The sequence below is a fragment of the Chitinophaga sp. Ak27 genome, assembly GCF_012726295.1.
In the GTDB taxonomy this organism is placed as follows: Bacteria; Bacteroidota; Bacteroidia; order Chitinophagales; family Chitinophagaceae; genus Chitinophaga.
Map to the genome: position 1 here is coordinate 57756 of NZ_JABAOB010000013.1, position 21051 is coordinate 78806.

The 21051-nt window shown below is 46.6% G+C and carries 17 protein-coding genes; 9 read left to right on the forward strand and 8 right to left on the reverse strand.

Annotated features, from left to right (window positions below; translation table 11 throughout):
• Nucleotides 1–10 precede the first annotated feature (10 nt).
• The 3 genes from HGH90_RS30290 to HGH90_RS30300 all read right to left on the reverse strand — a co-directional run bounded on the left by HGH90_RS30290 (nucleotide 11) and on the right by HGH90_RS30300 (nucleotide 4947).
• Nucleotides 11–3193, reverse strand: a complete 3183-nt coding sequence (locus HGH90_RS30290) for a SusC/RagA family TonB-linked outer membrane protein (RefSeq protein ID WP_169192676.1) — start codon at nucleotides 3191–3193, stop codon at nucleotides 11–13.
• Between the two features lie 348 nt (nucleotides 3194–3541).
• Nucleotides 3542–3931 (reverse strand): hypothetical protein, encoded by a 390-nt coding sequence (locus HGH90_RS30295; RefSeq protein ID WP_168766128.1) that lies wholly within the window; start codon nucleotides 3929–3931, stop codon nucleotides 3542–3544.
• Nucleotides 3932–4113: 182 nt separating this feature from the next.
• On the reverse strand, nucleotides 4114–4947 hold the full coding sequence (locus HGH90_RS30300) for an N-acetylmuramoyl-L-alanine amidase (RefSeq protein ID WP_168766129.1): 834 nt from the start codon (nucleotides 4945–4947) through the stop codon (nucleotides 4114–4116).
• Between the two features lie 153 nt (nucleotides 4948–5100).
• Here HGH90_RS30300 and HGH90_RS30305 point away from each other — a divergent pair, with 153 nt between their 5' ends.
• Nucleotides 5101–5991, forward strand: coding sequence for a lysophospholipid acyltransferase family protein (locus HGH90_RS30305; RefSeq protein ID WP_247679983.1), 891 nt, complete (start codon nucleotides 5101–5103; stop codon nucleotides 5989–5991).
• Nucleotides 5992–6031: 40 nt separating this feature from the next.
• A complete protein-coding gene (locus HGH90_RS30310) occupies nucleotides 6032–7060 on the forward strand; it encodes a fatty acid desaturase family protein (protein WP_169192677.1) in 1029 nt (342 codons plus the stop codon).
• On the opposite strand, the gene HGH90_RS30315 is transcribed toward HGH90_RS30310, so the two are convergent.
• Together HGH90_RS30315 and HGH90_RS30320 are read right to left on the reverse strand one after the other, a co-directional pair.
• The gene (locus HGH90_RS30315; RefSeq protein ID WP_169192678.1) at nucleotides 7008–7715 is read right to left on the reverse strand and encodes a DJ-1/PfpI family protein; all 708 of its coding nucleotides are present in this window, start codon (nucleotides 7713–7715) and stop codon (nucleotides 7008–7010) included. The genes HGH90_RS30310 and HGH90_RS30315 overlap by 53 nt on opposite strands.
• A 140-nt stretch (nucleotides 7716–7855) precedes the next feature.
• Nucleotides 7856–8752, reverse strand: a complete 897-nt coding sequence (locus HGH90_RS30320) for an aldo/keto reductase (protein ID WP_169192679.1) — start codon at nucleotides 8750–8752, stop codon at nucleotides 7856–7858.
• Between the two features lie 1738 nt (nucleotides 8753–10490).
• Here HGH90_RS30320 and HGH90_RS30325 point away from each other — a divergent pair.
• Entirely contained in the window at nucleotides 10491–11444 is a 954-nt protein-coding gene (locus tag HGH90_RS30325) for an ADP-ribosylglycohydrolase family protein (protein WP_169192680.1), read from the forward strand.
• A 133-nt stretch (nucleotides 11445–11577) separates the two neighbouring features.
• Nucleotides 11578–12435, forward strand: a complete 858-nt coding sequence (locus HGH90_RS30330; RefSeq protein WP_168766135.1) for a DUF6515 family protein — start codon at nucleotides 11578–11580, stop codon at nucleotides 12433–12435.
• A 67-nt stretch (nucleotides 12436–12502) separates the two neighbouring features.
• Here the strand turns inward: HGH90_RS30330 and HGH90_RS30335 are convergent, their stop codons facing one another.
• Nucleotides 12503–14137, reverse strand: coding sequence for a TPM domain-containing protein (locus HGH90_RS30335; RefSeq protein ID WP_169192681.1), 1635 nt, complete (start codon nucleotides 14135–14137; stop codon nucleotides 12503–12505).
• 109 nt (nucleotides 14138–14246) lie between these two features.
• Between HGH90_RS30335 and HGH90_RS30340 the strand changes: the two genes are divergently transcribed.
• From HGH90_RS30340 to HGH90_RS30355, 4 genes are all read left to right on the forward strand, one after another.
• On the forward strand, nucleotides 14247–14774 hold the full coding sequence (locus tag HGH90_RS30340) for a hypothetical protein (RefSeq protein WP_169192682.1): 528 nt from the start codon (nucleotides 14247–14249) through the stop codon (nucleotides 14772–14774).
• Nucleotides 14775–14960: 186 nt separating this feature from the next.
• Nucleotides 14961–16070, forward strand: coding sequence for a hypothetical protein (locus HGH90_RS30345; protein WP_169192683.1), 1110 nt, complete (start codon nucleotides 14961–14963; stop codon nucleotides 16068–16070).
• A 37-nt stretch (nucleotides 16071–16107) separates the two neighbouring features.
• Nucleotides 16108–16572 (forward strand): VOC family protein, encoded by a 465-nt coding sequence (locus tag HGH90_RS30350; RefSeq protein ID WP_168766139.1) that lies wholly within the window; start codon nucleotides 16108–16110, stop codon nucleotides 16570–16572.
• A gap of 158 nt (nucleotides 16573–16730) precedes the next feature.
• Complete coding sequence (locus HGH90_RS30355; protein ID WP_168766140.1) at nucleotides 16731–17369, forward strand: hypothetical protein; 639 nt, start codon at nucleotides 16731–16733, stop codon at nucleotides 17367–17369.
• A 3-nt stretch (nucleotides 17370–17372) separates the two neighbouring features.
• Here HGH90_RS30355 and HGH90_RS30360 read toward each other — a convergent pair whose 3' ends face one another.
• Nucleotides 17373–18107 (reverse strand): hypothetical protein, encoded by a 735-nt coding sequence (locus HGH90_RS30360; RefSeq protein ID WP_169192684.1) that lies wholly within the window; start codon nucleotides 18105–18107, stop codon nucleotides 17373–17375.
• A gap of 33 nt (nucleotides 18108–18140) precedes the next feature.
• The gene (locus HGH90_RS31700; RefSeq protein WP_211172711.1) at nucleotides 18141–18995 is read right to left on the reverse strand and encodes a tetratricopeptide repeat protein; all 855 of its coding nucleotides are present in this window, start codon (nucleotides 18993–18995) and stop codon (nucleotides 18141–18143) included.
• Nucleotides 18996–19234: 239 nt separating this feature from the next.
• Here HGH90_RS31700 and HGH90_RS30370 point away from each other — a divergent pair, with 239 nt between their 5' ends.
• Nucleotides 19235–20266, forward strand: coding sequence for an aldo/keto reductase (locus HGH90_RS30370; protein ID WP_168766142.1), 1032 nt, complete (start codon nucleotides 19235–19237; stop codon nucleotides 20264–20266).
• The last annotated feature ends 785 nt before the right edge of the window (nucleotides 20267–21051 follow it).

Consider the following 21051-nt stretch of genomic DNA (forward strand, 5'->3'; position numbering starts at 1 on the left):
CGGTCAATAGTTAAAATGAAACATTCAGGTTAAAGCCAAAGCTGCGGGTGGTGGGTATCTGCAGCGTTTCCAGCCCCTGGCCGTTGCCGGTATTAAAGGCAGTTTCCGGATCGATATTAGGCGTGTTCTTATGCAAATAAGCCAGGTTGCGGCCTACCAGCGCTACATTCACCGCCTGTAATCCCCACTTCTTCACCAGGGATGCCGGCAGGGTATAACCCAGTTTTACTTCTCTCAGCTTGATGAAGGAGGCGTCATACACCGCGCTTTCGTTCAGGTTGCTGCTGTATACTGCCTTGTAATAGTTTTGTGCAGAAAGAATAGCAGTATTCTTTTTCCCGTCAACAGTATAACCATCGAAGATGATACCGTCGTGCTTTACAGTAGCGCCACCGGGTGCGGTAGCGTTATGATCTGGTAAAGGAATATTCTGTGTACCGTTATTGTAGTAGGGTAACCCGCCATGGTCTTCATCACGGCCCGGCATGGTGGCGGCTAGTACGCCAGTACTCATCCCTGTGGCGTTGGTTCCTGACCAGATAGAGCCGCCTTGTTTAGTATCTACCAGGAAGCTCAGGTTAAAGCCTTTGAAAGAAAAGTTGTTGTTGATGCTACCAGTCCATTTCGGAGTATAGTAGCCCAGTATTTTCTTATTCGGATCTACCATCGGCGTACCATCTGTATTTACGAGGATACGATTTTCGGCGTCTCTCTTATAAGCGGTGCCATACAGCGCCCCATAACGTTGCCCCTGGCTGGCCAATACCTGTATGTTACCGGAACTACCGAGTACATAATTGGTAAGGAAGCCATCGGCATCCAGTTTTACCACTTCGCTGACGTTACGGGCATAATTCACGTTAACGTCCCAACGAAATCCGGAGCGGGTGCTTACGGGCGTTATTCCTAACATTACTTCCACGCCACGATTACTGAGCTCACCAGTGTTCAATGTTTTCTTCAGGTAACCGGTGGTAGCGCTCACGTCGGCCAGGAGGATCTGGTTGCGGCTGTGAGAGCTATAATAGGTGAGATCCAGTCTTAAACGGTTATCCAGGAACCCGGCTTCCACACCTACTTCTGTAGAAGTGGTGATTTCCGGACGAAGATTTTCATTTAAGAACTTATCTGACACGGTAAGCAGCGGCAATGAACCGAAGGGCTGGTTAAACGGATACGTATTTACCAATTGGTAAGGGTCGGTATCTTTACCTACCTGGGCCCATCCACCACGGACTTTCAGCAGCGATAAGGCAGGGCTTTGTATATGTAATGCTTCTGTTAGGATAAGGCTGGCATTGGCGGAGGGGTAGAAATAAGAATTATTGCCCCGTGGTAAGGTAGAAGACCAGTCGTTGCGTGCGGTCAAGTTCAGGAAGGCGTAGTTGCGATATCCTACCTGTGCGGCTGCAAACCCGCTATATACTTTTTGCCGGGTCAATAAGTTGGTAGAAATCAGCGGATCACGGGAGTTATTGAGCGTGTACACACCTTTTACGGCCAGGCGCGGCGCCTGTTGGTAGTTTTGCTCAAACTGGTTGGTGCGCAGGTTAGCGCCCGCCAGCACATCGATATCAAAATCGCTGCCTAATTTCTTTTTAGCATTCAGTGTAAACTCACCATTGGTTTCACTTACTGCGTATGCGTCTTCTGTATAGGAACCAAACGGTGTACCGTTGGTATAGTAAGCTACACGGTATTTACGCCTGTCCTGGTAGTAATCTGTGCCTACACGCAGGTTGGCGGTGAGCCAGTCGAGCACCTGGTAGGAAAGGCGCGCATTACCGAGAAAACGGTTACGCTGCATCCCTACGGTATTTTCATTTTGAATCCAATAAGGATTGCTATAATAACTGTGGTTCCAGTTATAATCGGTACCATCAGGGTTCTTATAATTTTTCAGTCTGCTCACATCTACCTGGCGGCCAAACCAGATGAACTGGAGTGTAACGCTGTTCCCTCTTCTACCATCTACGCCTGGCAGGTTGTCTGCCCCGCTGCGTACATAATCTGCATACGTGCTGAGCGTGAGTTTGGGTGTAATACGGAAAGTATTGCTGGCAGTAAAAGTATTCCGTGTGATACCGGTATTTGGCAGTATGCCTTGTTGTTTGGTATTGTTGTAAGAGAAGCGATAGTCAATTTTATCGGTAGTACCACCGACAGACAAGCCGTTATTCAGCGTATAGCCGGTAACGTAGAAATCTCTTACGTTATTGGGATGGGCAACGAACGGTACTGCTTCTCCATTGGAAAAGAATTGCGGGATCAGGCGGCCGTCCAGTTTGGGGCCCCAGCTTTCATCCACGCCATCGTTGATACCACCGCCTTTACCATCTTTATAGGAGAATTGTCCGCCGGTACCCTGACCATAGGAGTTTTGAAAGTCAGGCAGGATCAGTACTTTATCGAAGGTAGCACCGGAGTTAAGAGTAACGCCCATGCCGCCTTTTGTGTCTTTACCGGTTTTTGTTTTGATGACGATAACGCCACTGGAAGCCCTGGAGCCGTATAATGCGGCGGCGTTGGGACCTTTCAGCACGCTAACAGAGGCAATATCGTCCGGGTTAATATCAGAGATGGCATTGGCAAAGTCGCGCCCTGTGCCAACTCCCAGCTGGCTGTTATCTACCGGCACACCATCCAGTACGAACAGTGGCTGGTTGTTTCCGGCGATAGAAGTTTCGCCGCGGATAATGATACGGGAAGATCCCAGGTTACCCTGGCTATTAGTGACCTGCACCCCTGCTATCTTCCCGGAGAGCGCGTTTACCAGGTTGGTTTCTTTCGCTTCCGAAATATCTTTCGATTTCAACTCTTGTACGGCATATCCGAGCGATTTCTTTTCCCTGGAAATGCCTAGTGCGGTTACTACCACTTCTTCCAGTTTCCGGTTGCTGTTTTCGAGAGAAATATTAATTACTTTATTGCTTCCTACGGCTACGACCACTGTCTGGAAACCGAGAGAAGAAAACTGCAAACTATCATTCGCTTGTGCAGTGATGGCATATTTACCATCTGGATCCGACTGGGTACCACGATTGGTTCCTTTCACCTGGATGATCACACCAGGGATACGCTGTGCATCTGAGCGGGCAGTAACTACCCCATTGATCCTGATTTCCTGGGCAATACCCTGCTGCAGCCACAGTAATCCTGGCAGCAGGCATAACAGCCTTTTTACGTAATTCATGCTGAATACTTGATTTAATAATTGAGTCCGATCTCGCGGAGAGTGGTTAGCCCGTTATACCCGTTTTGATTTTGGTATATTGTTGTTGGTGCATAATTAGCGTGTATTTCCGGGGCAAAAGTAAGGCAGAATTATTAATCTACAAAATTTATAGACTAAATGGATATTTAAGAAAAGTGAGAAAGCACGCAAAGACGCGAAGGAGCAAAGACGCAAAGTATCTTACCGGCGCAGATTTTAAGTCATTATATAACGATAGATTAGTGTAACTACCTACAACTTAAAATTCGCGCTGATCTTACTTTAAATACTTTGCGTCTTTGCTCCTTCGCGTCTTTGTTTGCTTCTTTACTGGTTGTTCAACAGCTTTTTCAGCGCTGCTTTACAATCCTCTACGTTTTGCCAGATGAGCCTATCCTGGCATACAGTGCCTTTGTAATGGATAGTGACTTTCGTTTTACGCAGAATCACCTGGTAATATTCCGGGGCATCGGGAGAATTTTCCCAGGTGGTTTTGCCGCCTTCTTCAATACCGCCGGCAAATTTGTCTTCAATCACATCCGTCACCTTCTTTCTCATATTGTCTGCAAAGTCGAAGCTGACGTCTGTTTTCACGAGACAGGAAGAGTCTTGTACCGGGAGCTGACGGTCACCTGCGCGGAGGTATTGGCTAGGGGTGGTTAAAAACAAGGCGCTGGCTGCTAATAGCGATAACGGGATTAGGTGTGTGTATTTCATAACAAGTAGATTAAGATAACAAGTAGAAATAGGTATATAACAAGTCCGGGAAGATGATTTAGGCTATTGATCCGATTTTGGTCTGGTTCTAACTCATTATTAAAATAACATATTTATCCCACTTTACAAAATAAAGTGTGAGCGCGTAGGGGTAAATGTAAACGGGGGTGTCTTTATTTAGGTCATTGATATTGCTGCTGCAGGTTAAGTAGAATTTTCTTACCGGCATCGCTGAGGCCAGGCAGGCTGTCGGTCGGCATAAAATGGCGTTTAAAAGCCATGATGGCGGCGGAAGAATCTTTTACATCATACCCGATAATGCGAAGGGCCAGCAGGGAGTTAAAAGATTCGGGTACTACCGTGGCGCTGGTGTCTTTATACCAAAGGCCGAAGCCTTTATCAGCTAATTGTTGCCAGGGGAAAAATGCGCTGGGATCCACTTTCCTGCCGGGAGCAATATCTCCGTGACCTACAAAATTAGCAGCGGGAATGTTATAGCGGTGCTGAAGCGTATCCAGTAACACCAGCAGGCTGCTGATCTGGGCGGAATCGAAGGGTTCCTTACCGTTATTGTCCAGCTCTATTCCTATAGAAGAAGAGTTGATATCTGTGAGGTTGCCCCATTTGGCAACGCCTCCGTGCCAGGCACGGAGATAATCATTCAGCATGTGATGAATGGTTCCGTTACGGCATATCACATAGTGCGCACTTACCTGTGTTTTTTGCAGGGTAAATGTTTTCAGTGTTTGTTCACATGAATTCTGAGCAGTATGATGTATGATCACCAAGTTGGGCTTACGCATATTAAAGTTCACCGTTCCTACCCAGGAGGGAGCGGCTATGCCATTAGCGCCGGCAAGGGCCCCGGGTTGTTCCCGCAAGACTTTCGCATAGGATTTAGCCGAATGCCGGTATTCCTTATTAGTGGCGGCATAAGGGTTACGGGCGCAATACGTAGCGCCAAAAACTACTGCTGCGAGGCAGCTAAATCGTATAAAGAAAGAGATGGTTTTCATATGCTAACGTTAAAGTTTAACAAACATGCCTGGATAAAGATACTAAATGAATGGAGGAATCGTTTTTTTCACGGATACTATGAAAAGTGTGCTATAAACCATATATTTACGTTTTCAGTAATACTTTTCGGAGTATCAAAAACCTGTGCCATATTGTCTGCTATTGCCTACTACTTACTGTTACCACTGATCTACGCGTTATCGCTACTGCCATTTCGTGTACTTTACCTGGTTGCTGACACGGTGTACGTGTTGTTATATTATGTGTTGGGCTACCGTAAAAAGGTAGTACTTGCCAACCTGCGGAATTCGTTCCCGGAAAAAAGTGAAAAGGAAATTCATCGTATCTGCAAGGATTTTTATCATTATCTCTGCGATCTTTTCCTGGAAACGTTCAAAACGCTAACCATCAGCAAAACGGCGATGGTGAAGCATTGCAGTTTTACGCCTGCAACGGTGGAGCTGTTTAAGCGCCTGGCGGCCGAAAAGAAGAGCGCGGTGCTGGTGATGGGCCATAAAGGCAACTGGGAATGGGCCGGTAATACCTTTAGTATATTGTGCCCGCAACAGTTGTATGTGATCTATCATCCGCTGGCCAATAAACATTTCAACGGTCTCATGTACCGCATGCGCACCCGCTTTGGCACGAAGCTGATTGCGATGCAGGATACTTTCCGCGACATGGTGCAAAACCGCCATGAAGTCAATGCGACCGCCTTTATTGCAGACCAGGCGCCACAGCCCAAAACAGCGCAGTGGCTTACCTTCCTGCACCAGGACACACCTGTATTCAAAGGCACTGAGAAAATTGCCCAGAAAATGAATTACCCGGTAGTGTATGTGACTGTTACACGCGAAAGAAGGGGTTACTACACCGTATCGGCTGAAATACTGACGGCCACACCTGCCGACGAAAAAGAAGGTGCTATCACGATAGCGCATACACGTAAGCTGGAAGAAGATATTGTAGCACAACCGTCTACCTGGCTGTGGTCGCACAAAAGGTGGAAACATAAACGGGCAGCCGTTACAACAGAATCATAAGCAACTATTTAGACACGATTATCCTACAACGAATATTGTTATGCTGGAAGGGAAAGAACTGATCCTGGCTACCAAGCCATATGCATGTGAACACAGGGCCAAAAGCTGGCTATTGACGCTCTCTACATTAGCAATACTGATAGTATCGCTTACGGGTACGCTGGTACTCCCCTACCTGATCCTGAGGATATTGGCCAGTGTTCTTTCTGGGCTGCTGATTGTACGCATGTTTGTAATTTATCATGATCATCAGCATCACGCTATTTTACACCACTCTGCCATCGCAGAAGCGATCATGCTGACTTTCGGCATTTATGTGCTGGCACCTTCCAGTATATGGAAACGCTCGCATGATTATCACCATAAGCATAACTCAAAATTATTCAGTGCCAGTATAGGTTCCTACCCCATTATTACCCGTAAAAAATTTGAGTCCATCACGGCGTCAGAGCGGCGTAGCTATCTTTTCAGCCGCCATCCGCTTACTATCGCAGCTGGCTACCTGTCGATGTTTATGCTGGGCATGTGTATACAGTCATTTATGAGCAGTCCCAAAAAGCATATCGACTCCTTAATAGCGCTGCTGATCCACCTGGGCGGTAGCGTGGCGGTGTGTTATTTCTGGGGATGGGAAAGCTGGCTGCTTTTTATTGTAGTGCCATTTACCATTGCGTGTGGACTGGGCGCCTACCTATTTTATGCCCAGCATAATTTCCCCGGTGTTACGTTTAATGTCAACCAGGAATGGTGCTATGATAAAGCGGCTTTGCTCTCTTCCAGCTATATGGTGATGAACCCGGTCATGAAATGGTTTACCGGCAATATTGGCTATCATCATATCCATCACCTCAATGCCCGCATTCCTTTTTATCGCTTGCCAGAGGTGATGCAAAACATCCCGGTCTTACAGCATGCCAAAGTTACGTCGCTCGGCTTTCGGGATGTGTTTGCCTGCTTTCGGCTCAAAGTATGGGATCCGGAGCAGGACAAGATGATCAGTTTACGGGAGGTTCGTTCTATGAGGTCGGTGTCGCCGATGCAGAAGCCCGATCCTGCAATAGTTGCCTGATAATTTTCTTCCTGGCTTCCAGCATAGGCTGGGTCAGTTCTTTCGCTTTTTGCAACACCGGTAATCCTGCTGTATGCGGGGAGCCTGCTCTGAAAGGAGGTTCAGGGTTATATTCCAACTGCAGTTGTATTATCCTGGCCATTTCCTCACCGCCCACCAGGGCAGTGAGCACCAGTCCGAAATCGATGCCGGCGGTAACACCACCGCCGGTGATCCTGTTGCCATCCCGCACTACCCGCGCTTCCACGGTTTCCACGCCAAACATTCGCAATAGTTCCAGCGATCGCCAATGCGTCGTTGCCTTATAGCCGTTCAACAAGCCTGCCGCCGCCAGCACCAGTGCACCGGTGCATACCGACGTAAAATATTTTGCTTTTCCGGCCTGCTGTTGCAAAAACTGTAATACATTGGTATTGGTGAGCAATGCGTTGATCCCGCGACCACCCGGCACAAAAATAATATCCAGCTGAGGGCAATCCGCCATCGCTATTTCAGCCTGCAGGGTCAATCCACCTTCCGCCCGGAGCGATGCTGTATTTTCTCCGATGGTAATAACTTCAAAACACGGCGCCTTCACAAATACGTCGTAAGGGCCTGTAAAATCGAGGATAGTCAGATCCGGGAAGAGTAACATCCCCACTTTTAATTTTTGCATACATGGAAGTTTAAACGCGATACAATAATACTGCAGTCTGCTGTAAAGAGGAAGCAGCCATTGCTGCAAGATACCATGGGTACTATTCATCACAAAGGACAAATCCTGGAATCCATACATCGCAGCAGCATCGGCCATTTCTAGCGATGTTGCTCATATTTATTGATCGGAACTGCCAGGCGTAATGCTGCCAGCTCACTGTCCGATAGCGCCGGCGCTGATACCGCCCGGATCGCATCTTCCAGTTGTGACCGGGTGCGTATGCCAACAACAGCGCTGCTCACCACAGGTTGTTGCAATACAAAGCGAAGTGCGGTTTGTGCGGCGTCTCTTTCCGGGATACTCTCTTGCCGGATAGCTTCCGCTGCCCTGGCCACCTCTTCTGCGGAGTAGCCGAGATAAGGAGCGGCTGGCTTATTCACCAGTAAACCCTTGGCAACGCTGCCCCGCGCCAGTACGCCAATATTATTTTCCAACAACAAAGGGAAGGCACTTTCTTCCGGACGCCGGTCCAGCAGGCTATATTGCATCATTACGCTCACGATATGCGAGCATTGTACGTATTCGCGAATCACGTTCGGCCGGATGGATGAAATACCATAATACCTGATTTTCCCTTGCTGCAACAATGTTTCAAAGGCTGCGATGGTGTCATCAATCGGATCATCGAGGGTGCCTCCATGCAGCTGATACAGGTCTATGTAGTCTGTTTGAAGCCGCTTCAGGCTAGCTTCTACACTGCTGATGATATACGCTTTCCCAGGGTTCCAGTCCCAGCCACTCCCATCTGCTCTCCATTGATTCCCTACTTTGGTAGCAATCACCACATTGGATCTATGCCCCTGTAGTGCTTTCCCTACGCTCACTTCATTTTGTCCGTGATCATAAAGATCGGCTGTGTCAAAAAAATTAATACCCTGTTCAACTGCCTGGTGAATAAGATGGGCATTGTCAGCATCGCTGCCTGCAAGCGACATGCAGCCAAATCCGATTTCGCTGACAGAGAGTGTTGATTTTCCGAGGAGATGATATTGCATGATAACCGCGTTTTAATCTTGATACCTCAGCTAAAGTAAAGTTTTTCACGCTAAGGTTACCTCTTCCCCGGAATGTGCCGCCCGGCGGGATTCCGGATGGCAGTGCTTACCGGACAGGAGAAACAGGTAATGGGCTGTTTTGACAAACAGCCCCCATATTAATTGTTACGTCCACCTCAAAAAAGCAGTTGTTCATGATCGCCTAACCACCTGTGTTGTACAACCAGGTAAAAAGTTTGGGCTGTCTGGAAAAACAGCCCGCCTTTTTTAGTATGTCCGATCCATCGTATTCACTTCATGAGTAGTATGTTTGGTAAGGAAAATGGGACCAGCTAGACAGAAGGTCCCCTCCATTCCCAAATCAAATTCACACTTATGAAAACTCGTTCTTATATAGAAGACTACCCTATAGCAGTCCGATTTTTCTATAGAAAGGGACCGTCTGGAAAAACAGTCCCTGACTTCCGAATCAATCGCAGTATAAATAGTGATTTGTATCTACACTGGGATGTTAACATATGGCGATTACGACTATATAATTGACAATATGCCAGGGCATATTGATGTTTTCCTGATAGGGACCGCCTGGAAAAACGGTCCATCAGCTAAGCTTCCATTGTATATTGTTGCACTCCAATAATTATTTCTGAGGGGATGATAAAACAGGGGGACTACCTGGATAAGTGGTCCCGGTCAGCAAGCGTCGCAAAGACTATTTCCTTTATCTCAATTTTCAGAAAAAGTTGGACTGCCTGGAAAAACAGCCCCTTTTCAGTTGTATGTACTATTTCCCATTATTGAAAGAAATTAGTGGTTAACAAACAATGAGGATTATGTTGATTACTGCATGGCAGCAGCATATAGTTGCTGTCGGTTAACAGACAGTAAAAAAAAGTATATCCCCGGTCAGTAGCCGGTTGTATATAAAGATTCCGGTAAAATCAGTTCAGTTCAAAAAAGAAAAGTTGATGATGATAATACCCTAGAAAAGTGCACGTTTGAAAACGTCTGCTGAATAAAAAAGACTGCATATGGGTTATGGTTTTTCGAATAAAAGAAAATGGCCAGTTGTTCAGGTGTGATGCACCATTATGATATGTCGCTGTAAAACTACACTGGTACATGCCTGTAATGCTACCAGAATACATGCTCATAATGCCATCCTGGCACATGTTATAATGCTATTCAGGTGCATGGTTATAGTGCTATCCTGGTGCATGCTTATGAGTTGCTAGCCAGCATATCCCTATATTACTGCGCAGCACTGCTACAATACATCATTGCAGCGTTCATCGCCAGTATTTACAATGACAGTACCCTGGAAAATTTCTGTTAAAACACACTTGTATTGAAGTCTGCATTGGGGTTGATATCGCATGTAAAAAGCATTTAATGGTCAATTATTTACTATAAAATTGGTTGGTTAACCTCTGTAATAACACCGCCAGTAACGGTAACAAAGGAAATGGCTACGGACAGTCTAAAAAATAGATTTCGGGGTAATCTTTCAACGATTATTATCGTTATAATGCAAAGGTAGGGAGAAATAACACCAGGAGATCACCTATCAGTGCTATTATTTCAATGAACGGGAATGAATATTTTCAAGAATGCTGAATAAAATGGCGATAACAGGTATGAAAAAAAATTGTATAAAGGCGATGCCTGGTTCTGGTAAATCAACCGTATATTCAATGATATCATTTCACATATACTTTAACGTTAGTAGTCCTATCTCATGCAACAACAAGTAACAGGCGCCTTTTATGGTATCGCTATAGGCGACGCACTGGGCGTACCGGTAGAATTCAAAACGCGTAGTTATCTCTCTGAAAACCCTATTACTGCCCTTACCGGCTATGGCAGCTGGAACCAGCCACCCGGCACTTTTTCTGATGATGCCTCCCTCACTTTTTGTACCGCGGAAAGCCTGATCAACGGCTACGATATCCATGCAATGGCCCGGACATTTGTACAATGGGCGCAACATGGATACTGGGGTGCCCACAATGAAGTATTTGACATTGGCCATACTACACGCAGGGCGCTGCAACGCGTAGCGGCAGGCACCGATCCGTTGATCAGCGGCGGATTTGAAGAATTCGAGAATGGCAACGGTTCCCTGATGCGCATGATGCCGATCGCCTTTTTCCTGTTAAACGAAAATGACATCCACCTGCGTTACCTGTTGGTAAAAGAAGTATCCGGCATCACCCACCAGCATTTCCGGTCCGTACTGGGCTGCTTTATATATGTAGAATTCCTCCGTGCCCTGATTACCGGTAAAAATCTGCCTGACGCCTATGTACAGATGCAACGCACAGTAAATGCCTATCTGAGCAATCAGTCCTTTAACCCGTCTGAAATCAAATACTATGAGCGGGTTTTACAACAAAACATAGCTACCCTGTCTGACGAATGGATGTACAGTTCCGGCTATGTGGTACATACGCTGGAAAGCGCACTCTGGAGCCTTTTACGTACAGATAATTACCGCGACTGTGTACTAACCGCGGTCAACCTGGGCGGAGATACAGATACTACTGCCGCGGTGGCCGGAGCTGCCGCCGGGCTGTACTATAGCATTGACCAGCTTCCGGCAGAATGGGTACACCAGGTGGTAAAATCATGGGAAATAGGGCAGCTCGCCCAGCGATTTGCTGCCACCATTAATACCGCCAGTGCCCAATAGCTGGCAACGGGGAAACCGGCCGCATTTTTGCTTACTATCGTTTACCAGTTAAACTTTCCTCCTGTTTTCAAGTCTAATAATTGGTTGAAAAATAGGAGCATTGATGAGACGATTACTACTTAATGTTAAGAAAATGAAAAACAGATGCTATATACTGTTTGTGCTAGTAGGCCTCTTAGGCACATTTTCAGTAAGCAGCGCTTACGCCCAGCGATTTGGCGGCGGCCATGGCGGCGGCGGAAGTCATTTTGGGGGTGGTCGCTCCGGCTTTGGCGGAAGTGGACGGGTATATTCCGCTCCACGCATGTCTTCTCCCCGGATTTCAGCTCCTATTAACAGAGGTTATTATCATGGTTCCGGCTATACCGGACGGGTATATGTAGGAGGACATTACTATGGAAGACCTTACTACCGCTACAGGTATAGGTATCCTTACTATAACCCGTTCTATCCCCCTTTAGGCTTGTATGTATCTACACTGCCTTTTGGTTACTTCTCACTGGGAGCCGCTTTCGGCCCTATGTATTACTACGGCGGCAGCTATTATCAATCTACCGGCGATGACAGGGGATATAAAGTAGTGGAAGCTCCAATAGGCGCAGCAGTGCCTAACCTTCCCGAGGGAGCCCAGGAAATACAGGTAGACGGAAATACCTATTATGAACTGAACGGCACCTATTACCAGGAAACCATGACAGACAACGGCAGACGTTATGTGGTGGTAGGGAAAAATGGTAAAATAGGCGACAAAACAGTGACAATCACGAACGATCAGGGAAATAATAGCAATACAGCCCCCAACAACAACGCTGGCAACAACAATCCAGACAACGATCTGATTTCCCAGTTGCCGGACAACTGCCACACCGTGAATATCAACGGTCAACAGTACTTTTTGTCACCAGACGGCATGTATTATCAACCTGTTTTAAACAGTGATAATTCTGTAGCGGGATACAAAGTGGTTGGTAAAATGAATGCCGATAATTAACTTACAACAGTTATACCCTATAACAAGGAGCCGGTTATTAAACCGGCTCTTTTTTTCCATATACCAGCTACCAGCTGCTGCTGGCTCCTCCCCCTCCCGAAGATCCTCCTCCCCAGCTGGAGGAAGACGAAGAAGAAGAAAAAGAAGATCCAGAAGAAGAACTACCAGAAGAGGAAGAAGATACCTTAGGAATAATAAACATATAATCGTGCTTAAATTTACAGGCCGCACAAGAAAACTGCTGTGATCCCATGCCTTGTGAAGAAGTAGTAGCCCGTTTCAATGTGACTGTTTTATCACAGCGAAAGGTGTAATGATGACAGGAAGGGCATTCTGAACAAGTAGAACGCATATTGGTATAATTTAATACCAGCTGCGTGCTACAGCTATCGCACCGCCATATATCATAATCTACCGACTCCAGATGCTCTTCCACCACCTGTGCTTTATCCAGGTAATCATTGTCTTCTACGTCATTCAGCCTATGCATGGGATGGTTACAACTGGGACACTTGTAGCTCTCATTGCGCAAGCGATCCATCCGCTTTTTCAGTGCCCACACATATAATCCGAGCAATGGCAATGGGAATACATAGGCGGCCGGTCCTACGTCACGTTTTACCATGGCCAGGCAGGCCCACTTTTCATGTCTGTCTTTTTCGTGGAGCACAGCGGCGCCACGCAGCAATAGTATGATGACTACACCGGACATAAACAAACACCAGGCGAGATAGAATATCACAAAGGTTTTGAGAAAGCCTACATCTGTGTGCCGGACGGAGGCCATATATCCAACGCCCACCAGGCCTAAACCGTATACCAGTATAAACCCCAAGGTACCTGGCCTCAACAGCTCATTGGGGGCATCTTTCAATCGCACCGGCGCCTGATCGTCTCCCTTTTTGATTTTTATTTTCCGGCTAAAGAAAACACGTATCATCACTAAAGACGCGATAAACCAGAAAATGAGGCCGGGGATAGAAGGTTCCCCGATATAGGAAGAGCTAATCGAAGATGTATTGCCAGCGAAATAGCTGGGCGGGGCTTCCACCAGTCCCGGATCTTCCGCCGCAGCGTTGTCGGCCACTACGCTGTCGGCTACCGCGGTTAAACCAGGATAACCGGCGTGAACCGGGTCTGCAACTGCTGCATCTGCCACCAAGAGTGAACTGTCCACCACGGAGGGCTCCGGCAGCTGATTATAGGCATAGTTGCCATTATTAAATAATGAAGCCACCGACAGGATGCCATCCCGGAAAGCAGCATCGTAGTCGTGCTCCTTGATGCGGGGAATCATGTACTCCTGCTGAATGCGAAAACAGATAATATCTGGCATATCTGCTTCGATGCCGGTTCCCGTTTCAAACTCCAGTTTACGGGCGTCTTCTACCATCAGGATCAACAAACCGTTGTTCTTCTCCTTACTCCCAATCTTCCAATAGTTAAATAACTGGTGTACAAAATCGCGGGTATCATTGTTTCCTATGCTGTGCACCACTACTACGCCTACCTGCACTTTCCCGGCCCGGTCGAGGATGCCTAGCTGCTCATTCAGCGAGCTGACGGCGGCATCTGACAACAGATGATCTGGATTACTGACATAACCACCATCCATCTTCTTGGGATCTGGTATGTCTGCTACAGTAAATTTTTTTGTTGTACTTTGATCACATGACGCCAAAAATGCTAACAGTAACAACATTAACAGGCGTTTCAATGGAAACGGACAAACTTTCATGGGGATAATTTCTGGCCCCAAGATATGTTTATTTAACTTTTTTTTAAAACAGAATAAGGTACTTTAATTGCCCATGAAACCCTTGCTAAGCATATGGATACTGTTGTTATGCGGGATTGCCGGCCGTAGTTTTGCACAAACCAAAACGCCTGCCGACACGATAGTGAGGCCGCCGGTACAATTAAAAACCGTGCATATTGTGCGGTACAATTTTTTTAAGGATTCCCTGGCTTTCCGCGAGGAGTATGCAAAATCCCTTACGTTTCGGCGGCTCAAATGGTATGAGATATATGGAGGACTCAGTGTAAACATCAATAACCTGTACCGGGTAACACAGTTTAAGAAAAATAAAAAGAAAATAGCGTTCAAACATATGCTCCTAAATAAGGAACAGGAGATGTTTGTAAACCGTGTTTACACACCTTCGCTGGTCAACAAGGTAACCCACCTGGATGGCGACAGCCTGAAATTGTTTATGCAGCATTACCAGCCCGACTATGCATTTATTAAAAATGTCTCGGATTATGACCTTTACCTGGCGATAAAAAAGGAATATGAAACATTTATGAAAACCCGCGACAGCATCCCTGTTCAGCCGTAAATGAAAGCGGAGCGCTATTTCTTTAGCTTTCCGGGCGCCCAAAAAATACTATATTCCGGTATCGTTACGTTTTACTAATTACCGTTATAATTGGCTGTAATAGTATGCCTGTAACAAAGATTACATAAATTAGTGATCTCAAACCAGTTAATGTTGTCAGTTTTTAAGATGATCAATACAGCTCACATGAAAAGGTTTTTCATATTGGCGGCCTTATTCGTCCCGGTAATGCTGAGTGCGCAAGCGAAGCTCAGTCAAACCGTTATCAACGATTTTTCCGCGAGGGTAGCGGCACACTACCAGCTCCCGCATGATTCCATTACAGGATACATTGCAGAGCAGCTCACCCGCAGCGGCAATGCCGGACTGGACATAGACTCCACCGTATTTGACCTGAAGAAAGACCCCGTGGCACTGGATGCTGCATTGAAATACCTGTACCAGTACAGCGATTGTAACCGGCAACGGTTTATTGCCAACCTTCGTAGCATGAACCTGGAAACCAACAGTGTATTCCCATTGGCCACCTATACAGCCAATAAATATAAAAACGATACCAAAGCATTACTGGACGATAAGAAAGACTTCCTGGCTACCTATACCGGCCCGGTAACCGGCAAGAAGCCACCGGCCAGCATTGCAGACGTAGCTGCGGCCAACCAGGCTGCCGCAGTGGCCGAATCTAATGCCAATGCCGCCTCGGAAAGCAATACTGCTGCTGCCGGCAATACCAATACCGGTACAGAAAATACTGCGAATCCCGCCACCCCGGCTACGGATACACGTAACTGGGAAGTACGTCCATTATTCCAGGTACGCACCCCCGAACAGCTGGTAGAAATGTATGGCGCCAATAACGTTACCCAACACGACGCCATCAACCTGGCAGGTGATAAGGACGGAGAAGCCTACGTTATTTATCCGGATACGGACAATGAACTGGAAGTACAATTTGATGGTGAAAATGGAAATATTGTCACTTTTTCCCATTATCCTTCCAAGTGGAAGTCGCCCTACGGTATTAAAGCCGGCGACCCGCTCGACAAACTGGCTAAGGTAAATGGCCGCCCATTTAAGTTCAACGCCTTTGAGTGGACCAATGGCGGTACGGTATCCAGCTGGAACGGCGGCGCCCTGGAAGGCAAAAGCGTGATTGTGGTACTGAAAGCCAACAATACCGGCGACCCTAAACAATATGACCAGGTTACAGGCGATAAAACACTACGTTCCGACCTCCCAGCCCTGAAAAAGCTGGACGTTGTTATCGAATCTATTGCGTTTAAAGCAGCAAATTAAGCTTGCACTTTTCAATCCGGCTGATTATCTTGTTAGTATGAAACAAGCTATATTTGCCGGCTGCCTCCTGATATTGGCACTGACCGGGATTTCCACTAACATGAATGCACAAACGAAGAAATATCCATCGCTGAACCATATGGCGTTATACGTGGTGGACCTGGATAAAAGCACAGCTTTTTACCGCGATATTATAGGACTGGAACCCATGGAGGAACCGTTTAAAGATGGCAGGCACAGCTGGTTTAAAGTTGGCGCGCATAGCCAGGTACATATTATTTCCGGCGCCGCCGGCGCCACTACCCATGACAAAAACACCCATCTCTGTTTCAGCGTCCCTTCTATGAAGGAGTTCCTGGCCGTATTACAGGCGCATCATGTTGCCTGGGAGGACTGGCCAGGCAAGGCCGGCGCAGTAAATAAGCGGGTAGATGGCGTGCAGCAGATATACCTCCGTGATCCGGATGGCTACTGGCTGGAAATCAACGACGATAAATACTAACTATATTTCAGCTGGGTAGCCAGTATTGACACGGCATTGGCGGAACGATCCACCAATGCCGTTTTCGTTATAGACAGGACCTATGTGATAAAGTTAATGCCGGAATCCCCCGTTTTTTCCTTAAATTCCATAACGAGCGTCACTCATACCCAAACATTATGTCATTATTACTGAATGTTCCTCCAGCAGAGAAAGCATATGCCATTTCATTGGGCGTCCTTTGGGATCAGGTAGCCCAAACCTGCTATTTGCCGGAAGGGCAATATGACCGGTTAACAGCAGTAGAACAGTGGATTCCGGAGAAATATCCAGCGATCATCCTGCCCAGCGAGATTACCACGGTACATGGAGTGGCGGCTTGTCCTAAATGTCAGCGCGATAACCCCGTGATAGCCCTTGCCGGCAATTATTTCTTCGAAAAGGATGTAAATGACCGGGATGAAGCGGTGTGGCTGGCGCAGGATTTTTTCACGCTCTTCCAACAGGTATCAGCGCTTTCTGATAATTTACGGGTATTCCTGGAAGAGCATTATCCACATTTTAAGCAAAGCTGGTCCGACACGGCAGAGGGGCACTTCTGGTACAACCACTGCGAACACTGCCAGCACATACAAGACGACTGGTACCTGTTTGAAGAGGCCGGCAGCACTTTCCACCCGGTGGAAAAAGAAGCTGCTGGTAAACTGCGATTGCGGCATTTCACCTTCAAATATGCCCCCATCATAGACGCCGTGTATTCCTTGGGCGATCAGCTAAGATTGATCAATGAATTTGCAGAGCGCACGTCTGTTGCTTAATGATTATTCAAACAGCGAATACGGTCTTTCAACATCGAAAAAAACGCGCTTCAGTACCTGCTGCGTCCCATCGGTAAATGTAATCGGGAATATGCCCGATAAGCGAGAATCTTCCGTTTCTTCCTCTACAGTATATTGCAATAACTGGGGATCGGTATCTATCATACGTCGTATGGTAGTATCCTTAGTATTGGCTACATAGTACCATACCGCAGCGTCTATTTCCTGTTTACCGGTATCGCTGAGGTCTTTATGCCGGTAGATAGCCGCCAGTGCGGGCTTCCTGCTCTTCAGTAAAGTTACCTTACCGGGATGCAGTAAACGATAGTCGACTACAAACTCCCTTGGAAGCGGATTTTCCGGATCGCCCGCAGGTTCATACACGTCCATATTCCACTGCACCAGCACCTGGTCGCCGTTATTTAGTTCCGGGGGATTGTTGGTATTAAAGATCAGAAAAGCGGTATCGCGGTTCCGGGCGCAAACGAACAGGCCATCGTCCCCGTTTTCGTTATAGTTGATAAAAGACAGGGTGTCGATATAGGTCTTTCCTTTGACGAGCGTGTCCCCATTTCTCAGGTTACTCAGGAATACAAACCGGGTAGTATCTGTTACAGGAGTTGTTACGATGGTGCTATCAGATTTTTTTCCCGGCGCCTCATTCGGGCTGGAAGCATTTTTGGGGTTATCGCAGGCTGCTGTCATCAGCAAACAGGCAACAAGGTGAATCGGTTTCATGTTGGATGTCATTTTGATGTATAAGACAGGCGACTACAATTCCACGCGTCCTTTCAGAAAGTCGAAATACCGGTTATCTTCTTCCGCAAATATTTCAGGGCCTTCCAGCATATATGCTCTCAGTAAATGTTCTACTGCCTTTTCTTCCTGTTTGATTTCGTACAGGCATTCACCCAGGCGCAGGTGTACAAATCCTACGGCCTGTGCATCGGGGCCGTTTAATGCCTCATAAAACTGGTACGCTGCGGCCGCATAATCGGCTTTAAAGAAATACATGTCGCCAATGCTGGCATATAACCAGGTACTGGCTTCCCACTCATGCCGCGGAGCTGGCAACAGTTGCAACGCAGCGGTGAACTTCGCGATGGCGGCATCGTATTGTTCTTCATCTGCCAGTTCATTACCTTCTTCCGATAATACCTCTACTTGTCGATAAATTGCTTCGGGGAGTTCTTCTTTCACCACGGAACTGACGCCCTCAAATACATGCAGGTATTTTTCATCCTCACCTTCAAACACCCGTCCTGCGGAGGCTTGCATAGCAGTAGCGAAGTATCCGGTGGCTTCTGTTATCATTCCATTCTCAAACAACGCTTTTCCCAGCATAAAAGTTCTCTCCCCTTCGTCGTCACGGTCACGGTCGCAGTGTTGTAAGGTTTTGGCCCATTTCAGCATATTGGGGTAATCCCTTAGCGCGAAATACGTATCGGCTATGCTAAAGGCAATATCATAACTTTCTTCGTAGCTCTCCCGGGGCCAGGGTAATACATTCCAGGCTTCTTCCAGTTTCAGTGCGTAGCGGGCGGGATCCTGCTGCTCATAAAGCTTTTCTGCTTCCTGCCACATGGTTTCCAGTGCCGCAATAATTTTCTGATCCTGTAATTGCATATCTCGGTATTAAAAGTCAATGTACAGTGGATGCCTGCACATTGGCAAAAATAGGACGGATTATTCAAAGGAACGGGATTCCTGTTGCAATTTTTGTCCCTTATATTCCATGTAGGTGATGGATATTGCTTTGCGGTAATAGAAATCCAGGATTTTAACTTATTACCTGTCACTACATATATTAATAATAGATGGTTTTGCGATAAAAATTTTACATTCAACATCCATTTGTTACTCATATGAAATATACCACACTCGGCAACACCGGCCTGGTTGTATCCAGGCTTTCTTTTGGCGCTATGACCTTTGGCAGCGACCCTTCTATTCCCAGTGTATATAAAGTATCGCTGGATGATGCCCGGAAAATGATAGACACGTCATTGGCGGCAGGCATTAACTTTTTTGACACAGCAGATGGCTATGCCGGAGGACAATCGGAAGAAATGCTGGGCAGGCTGCTGGCCGATCGCCGGCAGGAAGCTGTTATTGCCACCAAAGTAGGCTTTCGCAATGGTACACCTATTACCCAATCCGGCCTTTCCCGGCGGCATATCCTGTATTCCTGCGAACAAAGCCTGAAGCGCCTGGGCACCGATTATATTGACCTCTATATCGTACACCGGGAAGACCCGGTTACCCCGCTGGAAGAAACATTGGAAACATTGGACTCCCTGGTAAAAAGCGGTAAAGTAAGGTATATCGGTTTTTCTAATTGGTCGGTATGGAAATCGGCCATCGCATGGCAGATGCAGCGCGATAACGGATGGGCTACCTTCTGCAACGGGCAAATGAATTATACCCTCGTGGGCCGCGATGCTGAACATGACATTACTCCTTTTATGTTGCATGCCGGAATCGGTATGACCGTATGGGGCCCGTTGGCCGGCGGTTTCCTCAGTGGTAAATATACCCGGGAAAACCTGAAGGATGAGAATAACCGGTTGTCAGGTTTCGATTTGCTGCCGTTTGATAAAGAAAAAGGATTTGTACTACTGGATCGGCTAAAAGAAATAGCCGCAACGCATAATGCTACTCCCGCTCAAATATCGCTGTCATGGCTGCTCACCAAGCGGGTAGTATCCAGCGTAATTATTGGCGCGAGCAAACTACACCAACTGGAAGACAATCTGAAAGCTGCGACTATTAACCTAACGGCAGCTGAAATAGAAATGTTAAACAACCTTTCCCAACCTACGCCTATGTATCCGCAGTGGTTTAACCAGCAACTGGCTGATCCTGCGCACAAGGCCGCCGGACTGGTAGGCGCTTAATTCCAACAGGCGGAGTGCAGGCGCTCCGCCTGTTTTTTATCTACCGGTATCAAAATCAACGTCTATGACCTTTTCGACACCTATCGGGTGCGATTTATCTTCCGTGAAAAAGCATTATCGACAATCAACTCTCTCATTGGTTTGGTACAAGACGGGCGGTGTTTACCCTCAGTTATCAACTTGGTAAAGCAGCAGGCAAGTCGCCTAAAAGCGCTAAAAATCAAGGAGAAGGGCGTGTCAACATGTGATGCATAGTCCATTTCAAAAAACGCTGCATACATTTTTTTTGAAAGGCTAGAAAAGTTTAACTTTTTTATTATTTTTGTTGCAGAGCACTAACATCTGTGTGACGTTGAAAAAAGAAAACCGAGCGAGCGACCAATATTCATTTTATCTGCATACTTTTTTGCTATAATGAGAAACAACGTTACAACGAGCTAAAACCAAAATGTAGAATTAAAAAACGATAGATTTTTACTTAACAACAAACATCTGAACTGATAGCCCAAACCTATACCTGATAGGCCTGCGCATCATTTACGTATCAAAACAAAAATAGGCGCTGTTAACTATAAAGCTCTTTGCTTTATACTGGTATATTTTTGTGTTTAAGATGGGAATTTAAAGATCAAAATCTGAACTAAGGGCGGTAAAAGCAACCCTTTTACGCCAGGTATTTTGCTATGGATGAACGCTTAAAATCTGTATTCAAACTGGTAGCCATATAGGTATGCAGCCCTATGGCAGGAATTTTTTTATGTACTGAAATTTCAATCCGGCATCCG

Excerpts from the sequence above, each read along its gene's own strand:
- HGH90_RS30290 (WP_169192676.1), bottom strand. The coding sequence starts at position 3,193 with ATGAATTACGTAAAAAGGCTGTTATGCCTGCTGCCAGGATTACTGTGG.
- HGH90_RS30295 (WP_168766128.1), bottom strand. The coding sequence starts at position 3,931 with ATGAAATACACACACCTAATCCCGTTATCGCTATTAGCAGCCAGCGCC.
- HGH90_RS30300 (WP_168766129.1), bottom strand. The coding sequence starts at position 4,947 with ATGAAAACCATCTCTTTCTTTATACGATTTAGCTGCCTCGCAGCAGTA.
- HGH90_RS30310 (WP_169192677.1), top strand. The coding sequence starts at position 6,032 with ATGCTGGAAGGGAAAGAACTGATCCTGGCTACCAAGCCATATGCATGT.
- HGH90_RS30315 (WP_169192678.1), bottom strand. The coding sequence starts at position 7,715 with ATGCAAAAATTAAAAGTGGGGATGTTACTCTTCCCGGATCTGACTATC.
- HGH90_RS30320 (WP_169192679.1), bottom strand. The coding sequence starts at position 8,752 with ATGCAATATCATCTCCTCGGAAAATCAACACTCTCTGTCAGCGAAATC.
- HGH90_RS30325 (WP_169192680.1), top strand. The coding sequence starts at position 10,491 with ATGCAACAACAAGTAACAGGCGCCTTTTATGGTATCGCTATAGGCGAC.
- HGH90_RS30330 (WP_168766135.1), top strand. The coding sequence starts at position 11,578 with ATGAAAAACAGATGCTATATACTGTTTGTGCTAGTAGGCCTCTTAGGC.
- HGH90_RS30335 (WP_169192681.1), bottom strand. The coding sequence starts at position 14,137 with ATGTTGTTACTGTTAGCATTTTTGGCGTCATGTGATCAAAGTACAACA.
- HGH90_RS30340 (WP_169192682.1), top strand. The coding sequence starts at position 14,247 with ATGAAACCCTTGCTAAGCATATGGATACTGTTGTTATGCGGGATTGCC.
- HGH90_RS30345 (WP_169192683.1), top strand. The coding sequence starts at position 14,961 with ATGAAAAGGTTTTTCATATTGGCGGCCTTATTCGTCCCGGTAATGCTG.
- HGH90_RS30350 (WP_168766139.1), top strand. The coding sequence starts at position 16,108 with ATGAAACAAGCTATATTTGCCGGCTGCCTCCTGATATTGGCACTGACC.
- HGH90_RS30355 (WP_168766140.1), top strand. The coding sequence starts at position 16,731 with ATGTCATTATTACTGAATGTTCCTCCAGCAGAGAAAGCATATGCCATT.
- HGH90_RS30360 (WP_169192684.1), bottom strand. The coding sequence starts at position 18,107 with ATGAAACCGATTCACCTTGTTGCCTGTTTGCTGATGACAGCAGCCTGC.
- HGH90_RS31700 (WP_211172711.1), bottom strand. The coding sequence starts at position 18,995 with ATGCAATTACAGGATCAGAAAATTATTGCGGCACTGGAAACCATGTGG.
- HGH90_RS30370 (WP_168766142.1), top strand. The coding sequence starts at position 19,235 with ATGAAATATACCACACTCGGCAACACCGGCCTGGTTGTATCCAGGCTT.